Annotated in this window: 11 protein-coding genes; 7 read left to right on the top strand and 4 right to left on the bottom strand. The window is 45.0% G+C overall.

Annotation, left to right across the window (positions count from 1 at the left end; genetic code table 11):
* Window positions 1-8: 8 nt before the first annotated feature.
* From HMPREF1212_RS00850 to HMPREF1212_RS00840, 3 genes are all read right to left on the bottom strand, one after another.
* Window positions 9-3,329 carry a TonB-dependent receptor gene (locus HMPREF1212_RS00850; protein ID WP_082099800.1) on the bottom strand — a complete coding sequence of 1,107 codons (3,321 nt, stop codon included), beginning with the start codon at window positions 3,327-3,329 and terminating at the stop codon, window positions 9-11.
* 156 nt (window positions 3,330-3,485) lie between these two features.
* Entirely contained in the window at window positions 3,486-4,481 is a 996-nt protein-coding gene (locus HMPREF1212_RS00845; protein WP_046148091.1) for a FecR family protein, read from the bottom strand.
* A gap of 67 nt (window positions 4,482-4,548) precedes the next feature.
* On the bottom strand, window positions 4,549-5,106 hold the full coding sequence (locus HMPREF1212_RS00840; protein WP_046148090.1) for an RNA polymerase sigma-70 factor: 558 nt from the start codon (window positions 5,104-5,106) through the stop codon (window positions 4,549-4,551).
* Window positions 5,107-5,236: 130 nt separating this feature from the next.
* Between HMPREF1212_RS00840 and HMPREF1212_RS27465 the strand changes: the two genes are divergently transcribed.
* Complete coding sequence (locus HMPREF1212_RS27465; protein ID WP_255353035.1) at window positions 5,237-5,365, top strand: hypothetical protein; 129 nt, start codon at window positions 5,237-5,239, stop codon at window positions 5,363-5,365.
* Between the two features lie 239 nt (window positions 5,366-5,604).
* On the opposite strand, the gene HMPREF1212_RS00835 is transcribed toward HMPREF1212_RS27465, so the two are convergent.
* Window positions 5,605-6,486 (bottom strand): ion transporter, encoded by an 882-nt coding sequence (locus HMPREF1212_RS00835; protein WP_046148089.1) that lies wholly within the window; start codon window positions 6,484-6,486, stop codon window positions 5,605-5,607.
* Between the two features lie 81 nt (window positions 6,487-6,567).
* On the opposite strand from HMPREF1212_RS00835, the gene HMPREF1212_RS00830 reads away from it, so the two are divergent.
* The 6 genes from HMPREF1212_RS00830 (at window position 6,568) to HMPREF1212_RS00805 (ending at window position 15,002) form a co-directional block, all read left to right on the top strand.
* Entirely contained in the window at window positions 6,568-8,268 is a 1,701-nt protein-coding gene (locus HMPREF1212_RS00830; protein ID WP_082099799.1) for a right-handed parallel beta-helix repeat-containing protein, read from the top strand.
* Between the two features lie 219 nt (window positions 8,269-8,487).
* Window positions 8,488-11,466, top strand: coding sequence for a SusC/RagA family TonB-linked outer membrane protein (locus tag HMPREF1212_RS00825; protein ID WP_046150180.1), 2,979 nt, complete (start codon window positions 8,488-8,490; stop codon window positions 11,464-11,466).
* Between the two features lie 22 nt (window positions 11,467-11,488).
* Entirely contained in the window at window positions 11,489-13,066 is a 1,578-nt protein-coding gene (locus HMPREF1212_RS00820; RefSeq protein WP_046148088.1) for a RagB/SusD family nutrient uptake outer membrane protein, read from the top strand.
* A 280-nt stretch (window positions 13,067-13,346) separates the two neighbouring features.
* Complete coding sequence (locus HMPREF1212_RS00815) at window positions 13,347-13,613, top strand: hypothetical protein (RefSeq protein ID WP_046148087.1); 267 nt, start codon at window positions 13,347-13,349, stop codon at window positions 13,611-13,613.
* Entirely contained in the window at window positions 13,550-13,936 is a 387-nt protein-coding gene (locus HMPREF1212_RS00810) for a transglutaminase-like domain-containing protein (protein ID WP_082099798.1), read from the top strand. The genes HMPREF1212_RS00815 and HMPREF1212_RS00810 overlap by 64 nt, the downstream gene beginning before the upstream one ends.
* 28 nt (window positions 13,937-13,964) lie before the next feature.
* On the top strand, window positions 13,965-15,002 hold the full coding sequence (locus tag HMPREF1212_RS00805) for a 6-bladed beta-propeller (protein WP_046148086.1): 1,038 nt from the start codon (window positions 13,965-13,967) through the stop codon (window positions 15,000-15,002).
* Window positions 15,003-15,235: the final 233 nt, after the last annotated feature.

Below are 15,235 nucleotides of genomic sequence, written 5' to 3'. Positions count from 1 at the left end.
AGTATATTTTAGAATGATAATTGTAATGAGAACGAATAAAAACGGGTAGAAGGGTACGGAGTGTAATCGATCCCTCCGGACAACAGGCTTGTCGTACTCGATGCTTCAGGATCCAATCCGGTGTATTTGGTAAAAGTAACCAGGTTGGCTCCGCTAACCGACACGGTTGCATCACTGATATTCAATTTTGTCAGGAATGCCTTGGGAAGTGCATACGAGAAAGATACGTTTTTCAATCTCAGGTACTTTCCATCTTCCAGATAATTGGTTGAAACCCGGGTGGCCAGGAAAGTCGTATTTCCTCCCTGCGACGGACGGGGTATAGTATTTGAAGGATTGTTTTCCGTCCAGAAGTCCGCCACCTCCGCCAATTGCTGGTTGAACGGGACAGCCCTTGCATTCAGGTTACGCATGGCATGGTAAATCTTATTTCCTCCTGCAAAATTAAAGAAGATATTCAATGAGAACGGGCCATACCTGAATGTATTCGTGAAACCTCCGAAATAAGTAGGCAGCGGAGAGCCGACAAAGTCTTTATCCCCTGTATCCAGCGATTTACTGTTATTCCTGTCCACAAATTTAGGATCACCGGGAACGGCACCGAACAAGGCAGCTTCTTCCGCTTCATTCTTCTGCCAGATACCATCGAACTGGTACATGTAAAAAGCTCCTACCGGATGTCCTTCTTTGGTCAGGTTCGCGAAATCATTCGGCAACGAAATGTTCTCACCCGGAATTTGCAACGGCTCACCTAGAGCATTCGTTCCGATATCCAGCACTTTGTTCTTGTTAAAACTGATATTGAAGCTTGTTGTCCAGGAGAACTTTTTCGTTTCGATATTGCGGGAATTGATTCCTACTTCCAAACCTCTGTTCTGCACAGACCCCAGATTTACATACGGATTTTCGGTCACGGCCGCAATATAGGGCACCGGTGTCTGAATAAGCAGATCCTTCGACCGTTTGTCGTAATAATCAAGAATTACGGACAATCTGTCTCTCAGGAAAGAAGCATCGAGACCGACGTTGAACTGCTGGGCCGACTCCCATTGCAATTTCGGATTTCCCATATTCACGGAAGAATTTCCTACCACCATACTGTTTCCCCAGATATAAGGGCTGGCACCGGCGCGGGTCACATAAGCAAAATCCCCGATATTCTGGTTTCCGGTCAACCCGTAGCCTACACGCAATTTCAGGTTTGTCAGAAAATCCACATCCCGCAGGAAAGCTTCTTCCGACATTCTCCAGGCACCCGAAATAGAAGGGAAAATACCATACCGCTTATCCGGGCCGAATTTGGATGAACCGTCGCGTCTGACTGTTCCTGTGAATAAATAACGGTCGTTGAAACTATAATTCAAACGAACAAAAGTAGATGCCAGAGCTGATGTGACCGAAGTACCGGTCGCCGTAAAATTAGTCTGGTTCGACAACTGATCCAGTGAATTGTCGATAGTTCCGGTACCGGTCGTACTTGTCTGTTTCACTACATACTGCTGGGCTGAAGCTCCGATCAAAGCGCTTAACGAATGCTTCTTCCACGTTTTACTATATTGCAAAGTGGCTTCCGTTACCCAGTTGATGGTCTCTTTGGAAGTATTTGTCGTACTACCTTCCGTCCGGGTATACCGGCCGTATTTATATACTGGCAGATAGCGGTAGCCATTTACAAACCCCAGGTCTGCACCCGTATTAACAGTAAAGGTCAAATCATCCAATATCTTATAATCCAGCTTGATACTTGCCATCATTCTCGATGAGTTTTCTTTATTTACATCCATCAACTGGTTGATCAGCGGATTACTGTTCTCCCCGAAATAAGGATCGGCGGCCGATGTTACTGCAAAGAAATCTCCAGTTTCATCATAAGCCGGTAAATAAGTGTGACTACTTATCAGACGCTGATAAGCACCGCTTCCCCACGCATCATTACTTAATTTATTCTGACGCTGATGAGCTCCGCTAAGGCTCGATGCGATCTTCAGTCTTTTGCCGATGGAAATGTCATTGTTCGCACGCAGGAAGAACTCGTTCAGGTCACTGTTTTTCATAGTTCCTAATCTTCGTGAGAAAGAACCGGAGATAGCATATTTATTACTTTCGCTTCCTCCCTGCACACTCAGGTTGTAATTCTGCCTTACTCCCGTCCGGGTTCCTAAATCCTGCCAGTCTGTTTGTATCTGCCAGACCGGATCATTGATGTTTTCATAGACTTCCGGATTCCTGTTGGTATTCTTAAACGCTTCGACAAACAAGCGGCGTTGTTGGTCGGTAGTCAGCACCTCATACCGTTTGGCTATATTCTCGAACCCCAGATCCATGCTGAAAGAAATCACCGGCTTACCGGTTTGTCCGCGTTTTGTCGTAATGATCACGACACCATTGGAGGCACGGGCACCATAAATGGCCGAAGCGGAAGCATCTTTCAAAACATCCACCGAAACGACATCTTTCGTGTTCAATGTAGAAAGGTCATTGTTAAAGAGCGGCACTCCATCGACAATAAGCAGAGGGTCATTACTTCCGGTCACAGAACCGGTTCCGCGCACCGAGAACTGGAAACGTCCCGTCAGGTCGCCTCCCGTTTCCTGTATCATCACCCCGCTCATCTTACCTTGCAGGGAACCGGCCACCGAAGGAACGGAACGGCTTTGTATTTCACTTGTATTAATGCTGGAAACGGCTCCCGTCAGGTCTTTTCTCCTTTGCGTACCATAACCGACCACAACGACTTCTTCCAGATTCTGAGTATCTTCCGTTAGTTGTACATTGATCACCTTCTGGTTATTCACCCTGATCTCACGGGAGATATATCCTATATAAGAGATCTGCAGGACAGAATTGGCCTGTACATCCAGTGAATAACGCCCGTCCATATCCGATATACAACCGTTCGTCGTTCCTTTTTCAACGACATTCACACCAATTACAGGATCTCCGTGTTCATCCGTTATCACTCCCGTCACGGTCAGCGATTTTCCTGTATCCTTGGCATTTGCCGAAATAACAATATGATTATTTTTTACAACGAACGAACATCCCGTACCTTTCAACAGGATATTCATGGTTTCTTCCAGGCTCTTTCCATCGATGGCTGTATCGATCTTCCGGTGGAGATTTATTACCGATTCATCATAATCGATCGACATATCCGTTTGTTCCTCTATTTCTGCAAAAGCGCTCTTTATGGTTAGAACGTTTCCGGACAATGTAATTGTCTGCGACCACAGAAAAGTATATTGTGAGAAAAGGAAAAGAAAAAGTATTGCGATCACCCTGAATGAAGTAAAACGCTTCATCCTTTGTATTTTCTGGTTTATTTCCATATCTTTGTGAATTAGATTTTTAAAGTTGAATATTATATTGTTTCCCGCCTGTTCCAGGCGAACGATAAATTGGTATTCTACGATTTCAAATCCGGGAAGTTCCGATTGGCGTCGACTTCCCGGGTTCTTTTTTTCATAAAGTATCCTCCTGCATCTTTAGTTGATGTATATTATGTTATCTTTTATCCTGTAATGCAATCCGTTTATCATTTCCTGCAAGATATCCAGTACATGGTTTAATCCTTCATCCGGCCTGAACTTCATGGTGAAACTACGTCCTGCAAATTTACCTGTCTCATAATTGATCGTAACATCGAAACGACGCTCGATCGTTTTCACAATATGATCGAAAGAGGCTCCCTGGAAAGTCAGGTATCCGTGTTTCCATTGCAATACTTTTGCGGCATTGACAACCTCTTTGGAGACAGTTTCCGACCGGCTGTTATAGATAAACTGTTCATCCGGATACAGAATGACCGGTTCATCCGGTGCCAGATCGGTAACGATCCGCACTTTCCCTTCCTCCAGCGTTGCAGTAGTCAATTCGGAGTCCGGATAAGCTTCCACATTAAAATGAGTACCCAAAGCCTCCACTGCCAGATGGCCGGTCTTTACAATAAAAGGTTTGTCCGGGTCTTTTGCAACCTTAAAACTGGCTTCTCCATTCAGGTAGATCGAGCGTTTACCACCTTCGAAGCTGGCTGAATAAAGCAGCAATGAGCCCGAGTTCAGCCACACTTCCGATCCGTCCGACAAGAAAATCTGTCTTTTCTCACCATTCGGCACAAAACATTCTATCCACTCGGGTTCGATCATCCGGGGCTCATTTTGCATGATAAAATAACTGGCAGCAGCTCCCAACAAAGGCAATAGCAGGATCGCAGCAACACGCATGATTTTCCGGAACAGCGTCCTCTTTTCCATGACCGGTTCTGAAACGGACTGAATACGACAGTGCAATTTCACCAACTCTCTTTTTGTCTTTTCGTCCACTTCCCCGGGTGTTTGTTCCCAGATATCCAGCATAGCCTCTTCCTTGTCCTGCCAGCAGGTATCATCGACAAACCATTTCCGAAAGGTCATCTGTGTTGCTTCCGGAAGGTCATTCCCGAAGAATTTTGTAAGTAAAGTATGTATTGTTTTATTCGCCATTCTATCCCGTGTTTATATTAAAGACGGGGAAGGCGGAAAGCACACACGGCTCAAAATAGATTTTTTCTCAAAAAAGTAACAGGACAGCTCCACGCAACACTCCCCGAAGATCGGCCAGGGCTTGTGTTATATGGTTTTCAACCGTACGTTTATTTATTTCCAGCCGTTGGGATATTTCTTCATTGGACAATCCTTCTTTCCGGCTCATCTTAAAAATACGGCGGCGTTGCTCCGGCATTTGCTCGATGGCAATATCGATCAGGAGAGATAATTCTTTTGCGTACAGATCTTCTTCTATCAGATCGGTGTATTCATTGGAAGAAGATTGTTGTTTTTGTTCGTAAGACTCTTTCACAAGGCTATGTTCATAATAATCGTAAATCATATTCCGGGCCATCCGGTACAAGTAAGCTTTCAACGAGTTCACCTTCGAAATGCTTTCTCGGTTTATCCAAACCTTAAAGAAGATATCCTGCGCCATATCGCACGCTTCCTCTTCATCCTTAATAAACCCCAGCAGAAAATTTTTCACTCGTGGATGATACAGCATAAACAAGGCATCGAAAGACTTATGATCTCCCTGCCCCAGTTTTTCTATATATTCAGATTCACGATCTCCACCCATAGCGACACAAATATAGACAATAAATTATTATACAACCCCGCAATTATTTTACAGATAGTCTAAATATTGGTATTCTTATTCCTATCTTTAGCAAGTAATAGTTATTTCTACAAACCTAATACTAAAAACGATGGATCAATACATAAAAACAATAATCAGTGTAGGCGGCAGTGCAATCATGCTGGTAATGATCGTCTGTGTTATATGGTACGTTATAAAAGATACCTGGAAAGATATAAATGACAAACGAAGGGACTGAAATATCCTAAGATCGATGCCTCAAAAAAGAAATAGCCCTTTTCCTCTTTTTGCTAAAAACAGTTGATAGTAATAACCAGAGCGATACGCCCCAGGCAGTCCCAAGAATGCCTAGAAATAACACCGGGTTTGCTTCTATCTGATAGAGAGAATATCCTCCGATACCAAAAATAAAAGTAATAAACAATGCTGCAAAAATTGTGGTCAATAGTGTTCTCATAGCTGCAAATATAGAAATATTCACGAAATATCCAGCTTGCCACCACAATATTTACAAAATTTGGCCTCTTCTTCATGCCCCGTTCTAAGGCAATGCGGACATCTCAGCAGGCTGCGTTTCCTGTGTTCTTTCATCATTGTAGCCGAAACAATACCCGTTGGAACCGCAATGATCGTATACCCGATCAGCATCACACAAGCCGAAATAAAACGTCCGACAGGAGTAACAGGGGTAATATCTCCATAGCCAACCGTTGTCATCGTAACAATCGCCCAATAGATACAATTAGGGATGTTATTGAACTGGGTATTCGGCTGTGTCCCCTCGACCATGAACATGATCGTTCCGATAGAAGTAACCAGGATCAGGACAAAAAAGAAGAATACGAATATCTTCCGGCTGCTCAACCGCAGGGATACCAGCAATAAATTTCCTTCTTCCAGAAAATTAAATAATTTGAATACCCGAAAAACCCGGATCAGGCGGAAAGTCCTTATTATTAACAGGTAACGTGCTCCGGTAAAGAAGAATCCCAGATACAGAGGCAAGGTCGCCAGTAAATCGACAATACCGAAAAAACTGAATATATACTTTTTAGGCTCAGGACTGCAATAAATACGAACCAGATACTCAAAAGTAAAAAACGCTGTAAAAACATATTCCAGTATCTGAAGTGCCAGCCTGAAATGATCGGAAAAGGTTACGACGCTCTCCATTATCACCACCAATACGCTCGCAATAATAAATCCGATCAGAAAAACATCAAACAACTTCCCCTTAGGCGTATCAGATTCAAATATGATGATATACAGCTTCTCCTTCAACTCCTTATTATGAAGAAAAGCATTGATCCTGTTCCTAATCCTACCCAAAAATCCGGATTTCGTTCCTTCCTGTTCCATATATCTAAATTTCTTATTTGGAGATTTTTATACGAACTCCTATCTTTGTAACAATTCAATATTCAATTAGACAAAAATACCATGAAAAAATCAATTCTTTTTACCATTTGTTCTTTTTTTGTGCTTACCGCTACCGCACAAAACATTATTAAAGTGAGTCCTGAAAAGGGGGATATGACTACCAAACTTCAGGCGGCCGTAGAGAAAGCGCGAAGTTATAACGGGAAAGCCGTTGTTATCGAATTGCAGAATGCAGACTATAACATTCATCGGGAAAGTTCGTCACAGATACTTTACCACATTTCAAACACTGCTTCAGAAAAGGAAAACCCGGATCAGACCAAGCATATCGGATTATGGTTGAAAGGGCTGAAAAACGTAACGATCGACGGAAAAGGCGCCCACCTCGTCACTCATGGCGAAATGACCAGTTTCGTAATCGACCAGTGCGAAAATATTACTTTACGTAACTTCACCGTAACGGCTGCCGATCCGACTGTACCGGAACTGACAGTTACCGAAGTAGGGGAACGCCACATGACCGTACGTATCCATCCCCAATCACGTTACCAGATCAAAGACGGCAAATTCTCCTTTGTCGGCGACAACTGGTCACTGTCCGATGGGATCGCACAAAGCTACGACCCGGAAAAGGATATTACCTGGCGCAGTTGGTCCCCCCTCAACGGACTTCGCAAAGCGATCGAACTCGAACCGAACCTGCTCCGTTTCGTTTACGATAACGCACCACAAGCCCGGCCGGGACTGACTTTCCAGATGCGCGACGGCATCCGCGACCAGGCCTGCGGACTGATCCAGTTCAGTAAAAACGTAACATTGGAAAATTTACACCTGGATTTCCTGGGTAACTTCGGCATCGTCGGCCAAATGTCCGAAAACATCACTTACCGCAATATGGCTTTCGAACCCGAAGCCGGTAGCGGACGTACCTGCGCCGGATTTGCCGATTTCGTGCAAATGTCCGGTTGTAAAGGAAAAATCACCATCGAAAACTCCCGTTTCTCCGGGGCACATGACGATCCGATTAACATACACGGTACCCACCTGGCCGTGACGGAGTTTCTTGCACCCAACCAGATTGTAGTGAAATATATGCACCATCAAACTTACGGCTTCCAGTCGTTCCTGCCGGGTAATACGATCGAATTCATCGACCCGCATACCCTGTTATCCCTCTCTTCAGCAAAAGTAAAAAAGGCAGAGATGAAAAACGAACGCGAAATCACGATCACTCTCGATAAACCGGTAACATCCAAGGTAAAAGAAACAGAGGGGCTTGTTATCGAAAATGTCACGTACACTCCCGAAGTCGAAATCCGCGGAAACTACTTCTCCCGTATTCCTACCCGCGGGATTCTGGTATCCACCCGCCGCAAGGTTATCATAGAAGACAACACTTTCTTCCGTATGCAAATGAGCGGTATCCTGATCGCAGACGATGCCCGAAGCTGGTTCGAGTCGGGCATGGCACGTGATGTGACTATCCGTAACAACGACTTTATCGAATGTGGAGGCCCGGTGATCTTCATCGCTCCCGAAAACGACCGGAATGAAGGCTACGTCCACCGCAATATCACAATCGCCAATAATCGTTTCCGGTTAACAGGGACAGACGCTATCTCCGCCAAATCGGTCGACGGCCTGCAGATCACGAATAACTTGTTCCTTACCCCCGAAGTTATGAAAATCGAAGATTTGATAAAAACGAGGGAATGTAAGGATGTCACGGTGAACGGGAACATCATCGAAAAGAGGAGATAGAGTTCTTATTATCAGCGGGAAAGAGACTAATCGTTGCTGAAAAAAACGGCATTTTCAGACTATGTTTTTTATAAAATAAAATAACATATTCACACACAAACCTTGTTTTTCATAAATTATATTCTTTACATTTGTTTATTTTAGAAAAAATAGAATTATATTTGAGCGTGATAATTCTCAGTAACTAGTATAAGTGTTAACCAAGAAAATTAAATGATTATGCAAGGAAAGAAAACGATTAGTTCTTTCAGACGCTGCAGAGTAGGGATACTTTCTGCATTAATGTCACTTTGTATGACAGCTGTCTTCGCTCAATCGGGCACTGTTAAAGGAAAAGTTTTAGATGAACTAGGCGAACCTATCATCGGAACAAACGTAGTAGAAAAAGGTTCGACCAATGGTACTGTCACAGACGTAGACGGTAACTACACACTCACATTGAACGACCTCTCGAAAGCCGTTCTTCAATTCTCATTCATCGGTTATAACACGACGGAAGAAGCGGTAAAAGGCCGGAAGACAATCGATGTCAAACTGGCTCCCTCTGTTGTTAACCTGGGTGAAGTCGTAGCTATCGGCTATGGAACACAGACACGTAAAGAAATTACCGGTTCCGTTGCCAATGTTTCGGAAGAGAACTTCAACAAAGGAGTAACAAGAGACGCCTCCGACCTGTTGCAAGGGAAAGTGGCCGGCCTGACGATCACGTCCGGTTCCGGCGACGTGACCAAAAGCTCGACTATCCGGCTGCGCGGAACATCCACCCTGCAAAACGACCAGGGGCCGCTGATCGTTATCGACGGTATTCCCGGAGGCGATATGACTACGGTAGCGCCTTCCGATATCGAATCGATATCGGTGCTGAAGGATGCTTCTTCAGCCGCCATCTACGGGTCGCGTGCAGCCGGTGGTGTTATCCTGATCACCACCAAAAGAGGTTCAGGCTCGAAAACACAGATTTCCTACGACGGATACGTCGCTATGGATCACCTCGCCAACAAGCCCGACCTGATGAACGCCGACGAATGGAGAGCTTACGCCAAAGAATCCGGGCAGGATCCCAGCGTATACGACCAGTATGGAGCCGACACCGACTGGTTCGACGCCATGACCCGGACAGGTATTTCACAAAACCATGCCATCTCCCTTTCCGGAGGAGGTTCGAAAAGTAATTACCGCGCCTCATTCACCTACCTGGATCGCAACGGTATCATGCGCGACAACGACATGAACCGCTATAGCTTCCGCTTCCAGTTCCAGCAACGGGCCATCAACGACCGCCTGCGTATCGGCCTGCTCGGGTCAGCTACACTGACGGATGCGCGCATCCCCTATGGCGACAATTTCGTATTAGCCTATAGTATGCTTCCCGTGTACCCGGTTTACAATGCCGACGGTTCTTATTTCACCAAAGTCAACACGGAATATGACCAGGGAAACCCGGTGCAAAACCAGGATCTGAATAGAAAAGACATGAATAATATCTATTTCTACGGCGCAGGAGATATACAATTTACCGTGATCGACGGGCTGAACGTAAAAGCGAATTTATACAAAAGCCGCTATTCCAGTGAGTTCAGCCAATACGACAACTCCGAAACCAAACAGGGACAAAGCAATAACGGATACGCCCAGAAACGGAACCGCACCTGGAACCGCAACCTGATGGAATGGACAGCCGACTACGAAAAAGTATTCGGAACAGCCGAAGAGCACAAGATACAAGGCATGATCGGTTACTCCTGGGAAGATAACAATTATTCGTCATTCACTTCACAGAACCGTAACTTCCTGACCAACGACCTGGGATCGAACAACCTTCAATCGGGTACCGGCCTGAAGACCGGCGACGTATCTTCCGATAAGAATTCCTATAAACTGATCTCCATGTTCGCACGTGCCCATTACAGCTATGACGAACGTTATATGATTACGGCTACTGTACGCCGCGACGGTTCTTCCAAATTCGGTGCCAACCATAAATGGGGTACGTTCCCATCCGCATCCGCAGCCTGGGGTATCTCGCAGGAATCGTTTATGAAGGATGTCAAATGGGTAAATGATTTGAAATTCCGCGTCGGATATGGTGTCACCGGTAACCAGGACGGCCTGCAACCTTATAAGAGTCTTGAGTTATACGGATCAGAGGGTATCTATTATAATGACGGCAGCTGGCAGACAGCATACAAGATCAACCAGAATGCCAACCCCGACCTGAAATGGGAATCGACCGCCATGCTGAACGTCGGCCTCGACTTCACCTTGTTCAACAGCCGCCTGAACGGTTCCATCGAATGGTATAACAAGAAAACATCCGACATGCTTTACAATTACGAGGTTCCGACTCCCCCGTTTGTGTACAACAAAATGCAGGCCAACGTAGGCGATATGACCAACAAGGGTATCGAAATCATGCTGAACATGGATATCCTGCGTAAGAAAGACTTCTCCTGGAACATGTCATTGAACCTGGCCCACAACAAGAACGAGATCACCAAACTGTCGAGCGACGTATATACGACCAGCCGTCTTTACACGGGCGATCCCTGGCTGCGCGGCGGTTCAGGCGTTACCTCACACGTCATTGAAGAAGGCCGTCCGGTAGGACAATTCTATATGCTGATCTGCGAAGGGATCGACGAAAACGGCAAATACATCATCAAAGACAAAAACAAGGACGGACAGATCACCGACGACGACCGCGATTATTGCGGCGACGCACAACCGGATCTGACCTTCGGATGGAACAACTCATTCAGTTGGAAAAGCTGGGATCTGAGCTTCTTCTTCCGCGGTTCCATCGGCCAGAAAGTATTCAACAACCCGCGTGCTGCCTATGGCAACAATACTTTCCTGATCGGAACCAATGCTTTGAACGATCCGCTGGTTCATCAGCTCACAGAGTCTTCCCGTATCTGTTCCTACTACATCGAGAATGCTTCCTTCATGCGCCTCGACAACATGTCACTGGGTTATACGTTCAACACGAAGAAAATCGACTGGCTGGATAAAGCCCGTGTCTACGTGGCCGGACAGAACCTGTTCGTAATCACCGGTTATAAGGGTGTCGACCCGGAAGTAGAAATCTTCCGCGGAGAAATAACAGATGCGGATGCCGGCCTTTCCCCGGGTATCGAACACCGCCAGTTCTTCCCCAAATCAAGAACTTTCACTTTAGGCGTTAACTTAACATTCTAACTTACTAATTAAGCACATTCTTATGAAAAAGAAATCATTGATAATATCACTTGCCGGAGCAACTCTTCTCCTTTGCTCTATGCCCTCGTGTATGGATCTGGGCGAAACAGTGTATGACAAAGTGCAGGCCGACCATTTCGGCAAGAACGAAGCGGAAATAGCATCCATAGTCGGGCCGGTTTACAGGAGTCTGAACCAATATGTTCCTTACAACTTCATGGCATTGTCCGAATGCAGCGGCGATATGGCGATTGTCCCAACCCGCAAAGGGGGCGACTGGTACGACGGCGGACAATACCGCGAATTACACATGCACTCGTGGACAGCCAACACCAACCAGATAAAGAATTGCTGGAGTATGGCTACCAAGTCCATTTCTACCTGCAACCTGGTCTACAGCATCGTTGAAAGCAACACTTTCATCAGCGACGAACTGAAACAAAGAACATTGGCCGAGATTAGGGGCGTACGCGCCATCTGGTTCTACATTATGATGGATAACTGGGGGAATATTCCTCTTATCACCGACTTTAAAGACACCAGTCTCCCCACCGTGACACCGCGCAAGGAGGTCTACAATTTCATACTGAAAGAACTTACCGAGATTAAAGATGTCTTACGGGAGGATGTCAGTACGGCTTCTTACGGAAAATTCACCAAAGGAGCCGCCTATGCACTATTGGCTAAAATGTATCTGAATGCCGAAGCATGGGGGGTCGACGTTCCACGCTGGCAGGAAGCAGCAGATGCCTGCGATGTAGTGATGAAGCTCGGCTATACCCTCGAATCGGACTGGAAAGCCAATTTCGCAAGCAACAACGAGTCGTCTATGGAAACCATTTTCCCGATTTGTTTCAGTGCAAACGACCAGGATCTGAATGGGACTGATTATCGTAACCGTCTATTTGCCTGGACGCTGCATTACAAAGACAATCTGGTTCTCGGATTGAAAGTGACAGGTGATAACGGAGTTTGCGGACAGCCGGATTATATAAAACTGTTCGACGATGCCGACATCCGTAAAAACGGCTCTTTCCTGCTGGGTGAAATGATCGACCCGTCTACCGGGAAAGTGATCATCACGGCTCACGACCGTCCGTTGATCCACACGGCAGATGTAACGATCATCCCGGGAACCGAACGCGACGGTACCGCCTGGGGCGACGTAAACCAGGAAGACGGCGGCCGTGCCATCAAATGGCCTTTCGACAAATCGACGGTGGACGGTATAGAGAACGATTTTGCATTATTCCGCCTGGCCGATATCTACCTGATGAAAGCCGAATGTCTGGTACGGATGGATAAGGACAACGGAGAAGCGACCCGCCTGGTCAATGAGATCCGCCAAAGAGGATTTGAGAATTCGGAACATAATTATGCGTCAGTTACACTCGATGAAATTGCCCTGGAACGTAAGCTTGAACTTGCCTGGGAATGCTACTCCCGTCAGGATTGCATCCGCTTCGGCACTTTCCAGAATGCCCGTTTCCTCAAACCGGAGACGAAAGGGGAAGATTACAGAAACCTGTTCCCTATCCCGCAGGATGCCTGGCAAACGAATCAAAATCTGAAACAGAATCCGGGTTATCCGGCATTCTGATAAAACAAAGACAACGCGGAACGTCTGAGAATCCAGACGTTCCGCGCTTCTAACAAATCAGATGGTTTATTTTCGTAAAAACGCGTGAGCGACTATCTGACAGGCCGGTCTGAACCGACTTTAAAATTGCACGCATGATATACAAGGTGCTAAATATACCTCCTGCCGTTATGTTAGGTATTTGATACACAAAGACTGTGCATTTGCAAGGCATAACCATAGCTGCATCTCAAATATTTACTAATTTTGCCATCAATTGTAAATCATAAAACGAAACGTCATGAGTAAAGCCCCATTTATGCTGATTATATGTATGTTTATTGTACAATCAGCTTTTGCACAATCATATTCCCAATACTTTAGCTTGGAGAACCAGGATACCGTCAACTTCACCTTTACAGTAAGAAAGCCTGATATTAAAGCAATAGACTGTTATCCTCAACGGATTACCCAAATATCGAAAAAAGGAGACAACTATGAAATATCACTCACAACCATCAACCCTTATCTGGATGGAAGCAAACTGGCAAAAATTGCAGAACCGTAGATGTAAATACTGTTATTCAGACAAGGAAAGGTACTTGCAGCGAATATACAAACGTATTTACGGCTTTGATGCGTTACATGAATATACCGACTCGTTTTGCCGTAGGGTATTTCAATGTCCCCGAATGGAAAGCCGAAAGCACCCATGCCTGGCCTGAATGTTATATAGAAGGTGCTGGTTGGTGTACTGTCGATCCGACTTTCCCTTCGTATATCGGCCCGCATTTTGCTGAAATCAGGATGCGTTACGGAATAGATTACGAAGACTGCGACATCAAAACCCTGAGTTATGATATCGAACCAATTGAGTTTACAAAAAGATAAGCCATTGTGAAAGGTTAATTATACGATTATGAACACATCCATCCGCCCTTCGGGCTTATCCAATCTGTTGAGCAAGGTAGTGTGCCTCTTGCTTATTTTCATCTGTTGGAGTTGTACACAGAGCAGTGAAACTGAAAAATATCAGAAGAAAAGGGATAATATCGTTAATGTCAAAGACAAAATAAAAGAGATCGCGATAGATGATGTTCTGATCGGACGGATGGCTCAAACTAGGCTAATCGACAATTATCTGATTATAGGCGATTACAGATCACCGGACAAGCTCATACATATTTTCGATAAAAACGATTTCCATCACATAACCAGTGTTACTTATCAAGGACAGGGCCCCGGCGAAATAGCCAATATGGGACATATAGCGATCGATGAAGCTCATCGCAAATTTTATGTATCCGATCATGGCAAGCAAAAGATATTCAGCTACGATCTGGACAGTGTTCTAAACAATCCTTATTATGAACCGGCTGTCAAAGCGGATATGAACATAGGATTATTTCCCTGCGAATACAGATATTTCAATGATACGCTATGTATCGGCCGGATCATTCAACCGATAGGGTCTAATAATTTCAAGCCGATCGTCGGAAAATGGAATATGCTGACAGGAGAAATAAAGCTAATGAAATATGAGCATCCCGACATAAAAAAGAAACGCATGACGTCTGATGTTTCTTTCGAGCACGGGATATATGCCGAATGTTATTCAAATTACGACTTAATGACTATTTGCGATCTGGACGGAAATTTAAAATACAATATATACGGCCCCAAATGGGAGAATGAACCGGGCCCAACGCTCCACTACACAATGCAACCTGCTTTTTGCGGCAACAAGATCATCGCCGGCTATTCCGGAGAAGACGGCCGCGGAGAGGGTTCTTATCCAACAAAATTCATAGTCTTTGACCTCGCCGGAAACTATCTCCAGACCTTAGAAACAGGCTATAAGATTGCCGATTTCTGCTACGACAAAGAAAATAACCGCATTATCATGTGCATGAATGACGATATACAGTTCGGTTATTTGGATTTGGATCTGAATTGAATTGCAGAAGTACTTTTCTTCCCTCTCAGTTCAGGAACTCTTGTCTTGCTGAACTGAAATATTACGATATGTTGAAAATCATATAACAAATTAAAACATTTACTTTTAAATCCAACAACGATATCGTACCTTTGTTACGAACAACTGATAACTTAATATTATATGTCTGTAATTGTTTCCCTAACAAGCCATCAAAAAAGACTAGCAACTCTTCATCTTTGTTTGGATAGTCT

It is taken from the genome of Parabacteroides sp. HGS0025 (genome assembly GCF_000969845.1).
Taxonomy (GTDB): Bacteria; Bacteroidota; Bacteroidia; order Bacteroidales; family Tannerellaceae; genus Parabacteroides; species Parabacteroides gordonii.
The sequence above is the reverse complement of the archived record's forward strand: the minus strand, read 5'-3'. Positions and strand labels throughout refer to the sequence as shown.

Coding starts and splice junctions, on each gene's coding strand:
- HMPREF1212_RS00850 (WP_082099800.1), bottom strand. CDS start 3,329: ATGGAAATAAACCAGAAAATACAAAGGATGAAGCGTTTTACTTCATTC.
- HMPREF1212_RS00845 (WP_046148091.1), bottom strand. CDS start 4,481: ATGGCGAATAAAACAATACATACTTTACTTACAAAATTCTTCGGGAAT.
- HMPREF1212_RS00840 (WP_046148090.1), bottom strand. CDS start 5,106: ATGGGTGGAGATCGTGAATCTGAATATATAGAAAAACTGGGGCAGGGA.
- HMPREF1212_RS27465 (WP_255353035.1), top strand. CDS start 5,237: ATGGATCAATACATAAAAACAATAATCAGTGTAGGCGGCAGTGCAATC.
- HMPREF1212_RS00835 (WP_046148089.1), bottom strand. CDS start 6,486: ATGGAACAGGAAGGAACGAAATCCGGATTTTTGGGTAGGATTAGGAAC.
- HMPREF1212_RS00830 (WP_082099799.1), top strand. CDS start 6,568: ATGAAAAAATCAATTCTTTTTACCATTTGTTCTTTTTTTGTGCTTACC.
- HMPREF1212_RS00825 (WP_046150180.1), top strand. CDS start 8,488: ATGCAAGGAAAGAAAACGATTAGTTCTTTCAGACGCTGCAGAGTAGGG.
- HMPREF1212_RS00820 (WP_046148088.1), top strand. CDS start 11,489: ATGAAAAAGAAATCATTGATAATATCACTTGCCGGAGCAACTCTTCTC.
- HMPREF1212_RS00815 (WP_046148087.1), top strand. CDS start 13,347: ATGAGTAAAGCCCCATTTATGCTGATTATATGTATGTTTATTGTACAA.
- HMPREF1212_RS00805 (WP_046148086.1), top strand. CDS start 13,965: ATGAACACATCCATCCGCCCTTCGGGCTTATCCAATCTGTTGAGCAAG.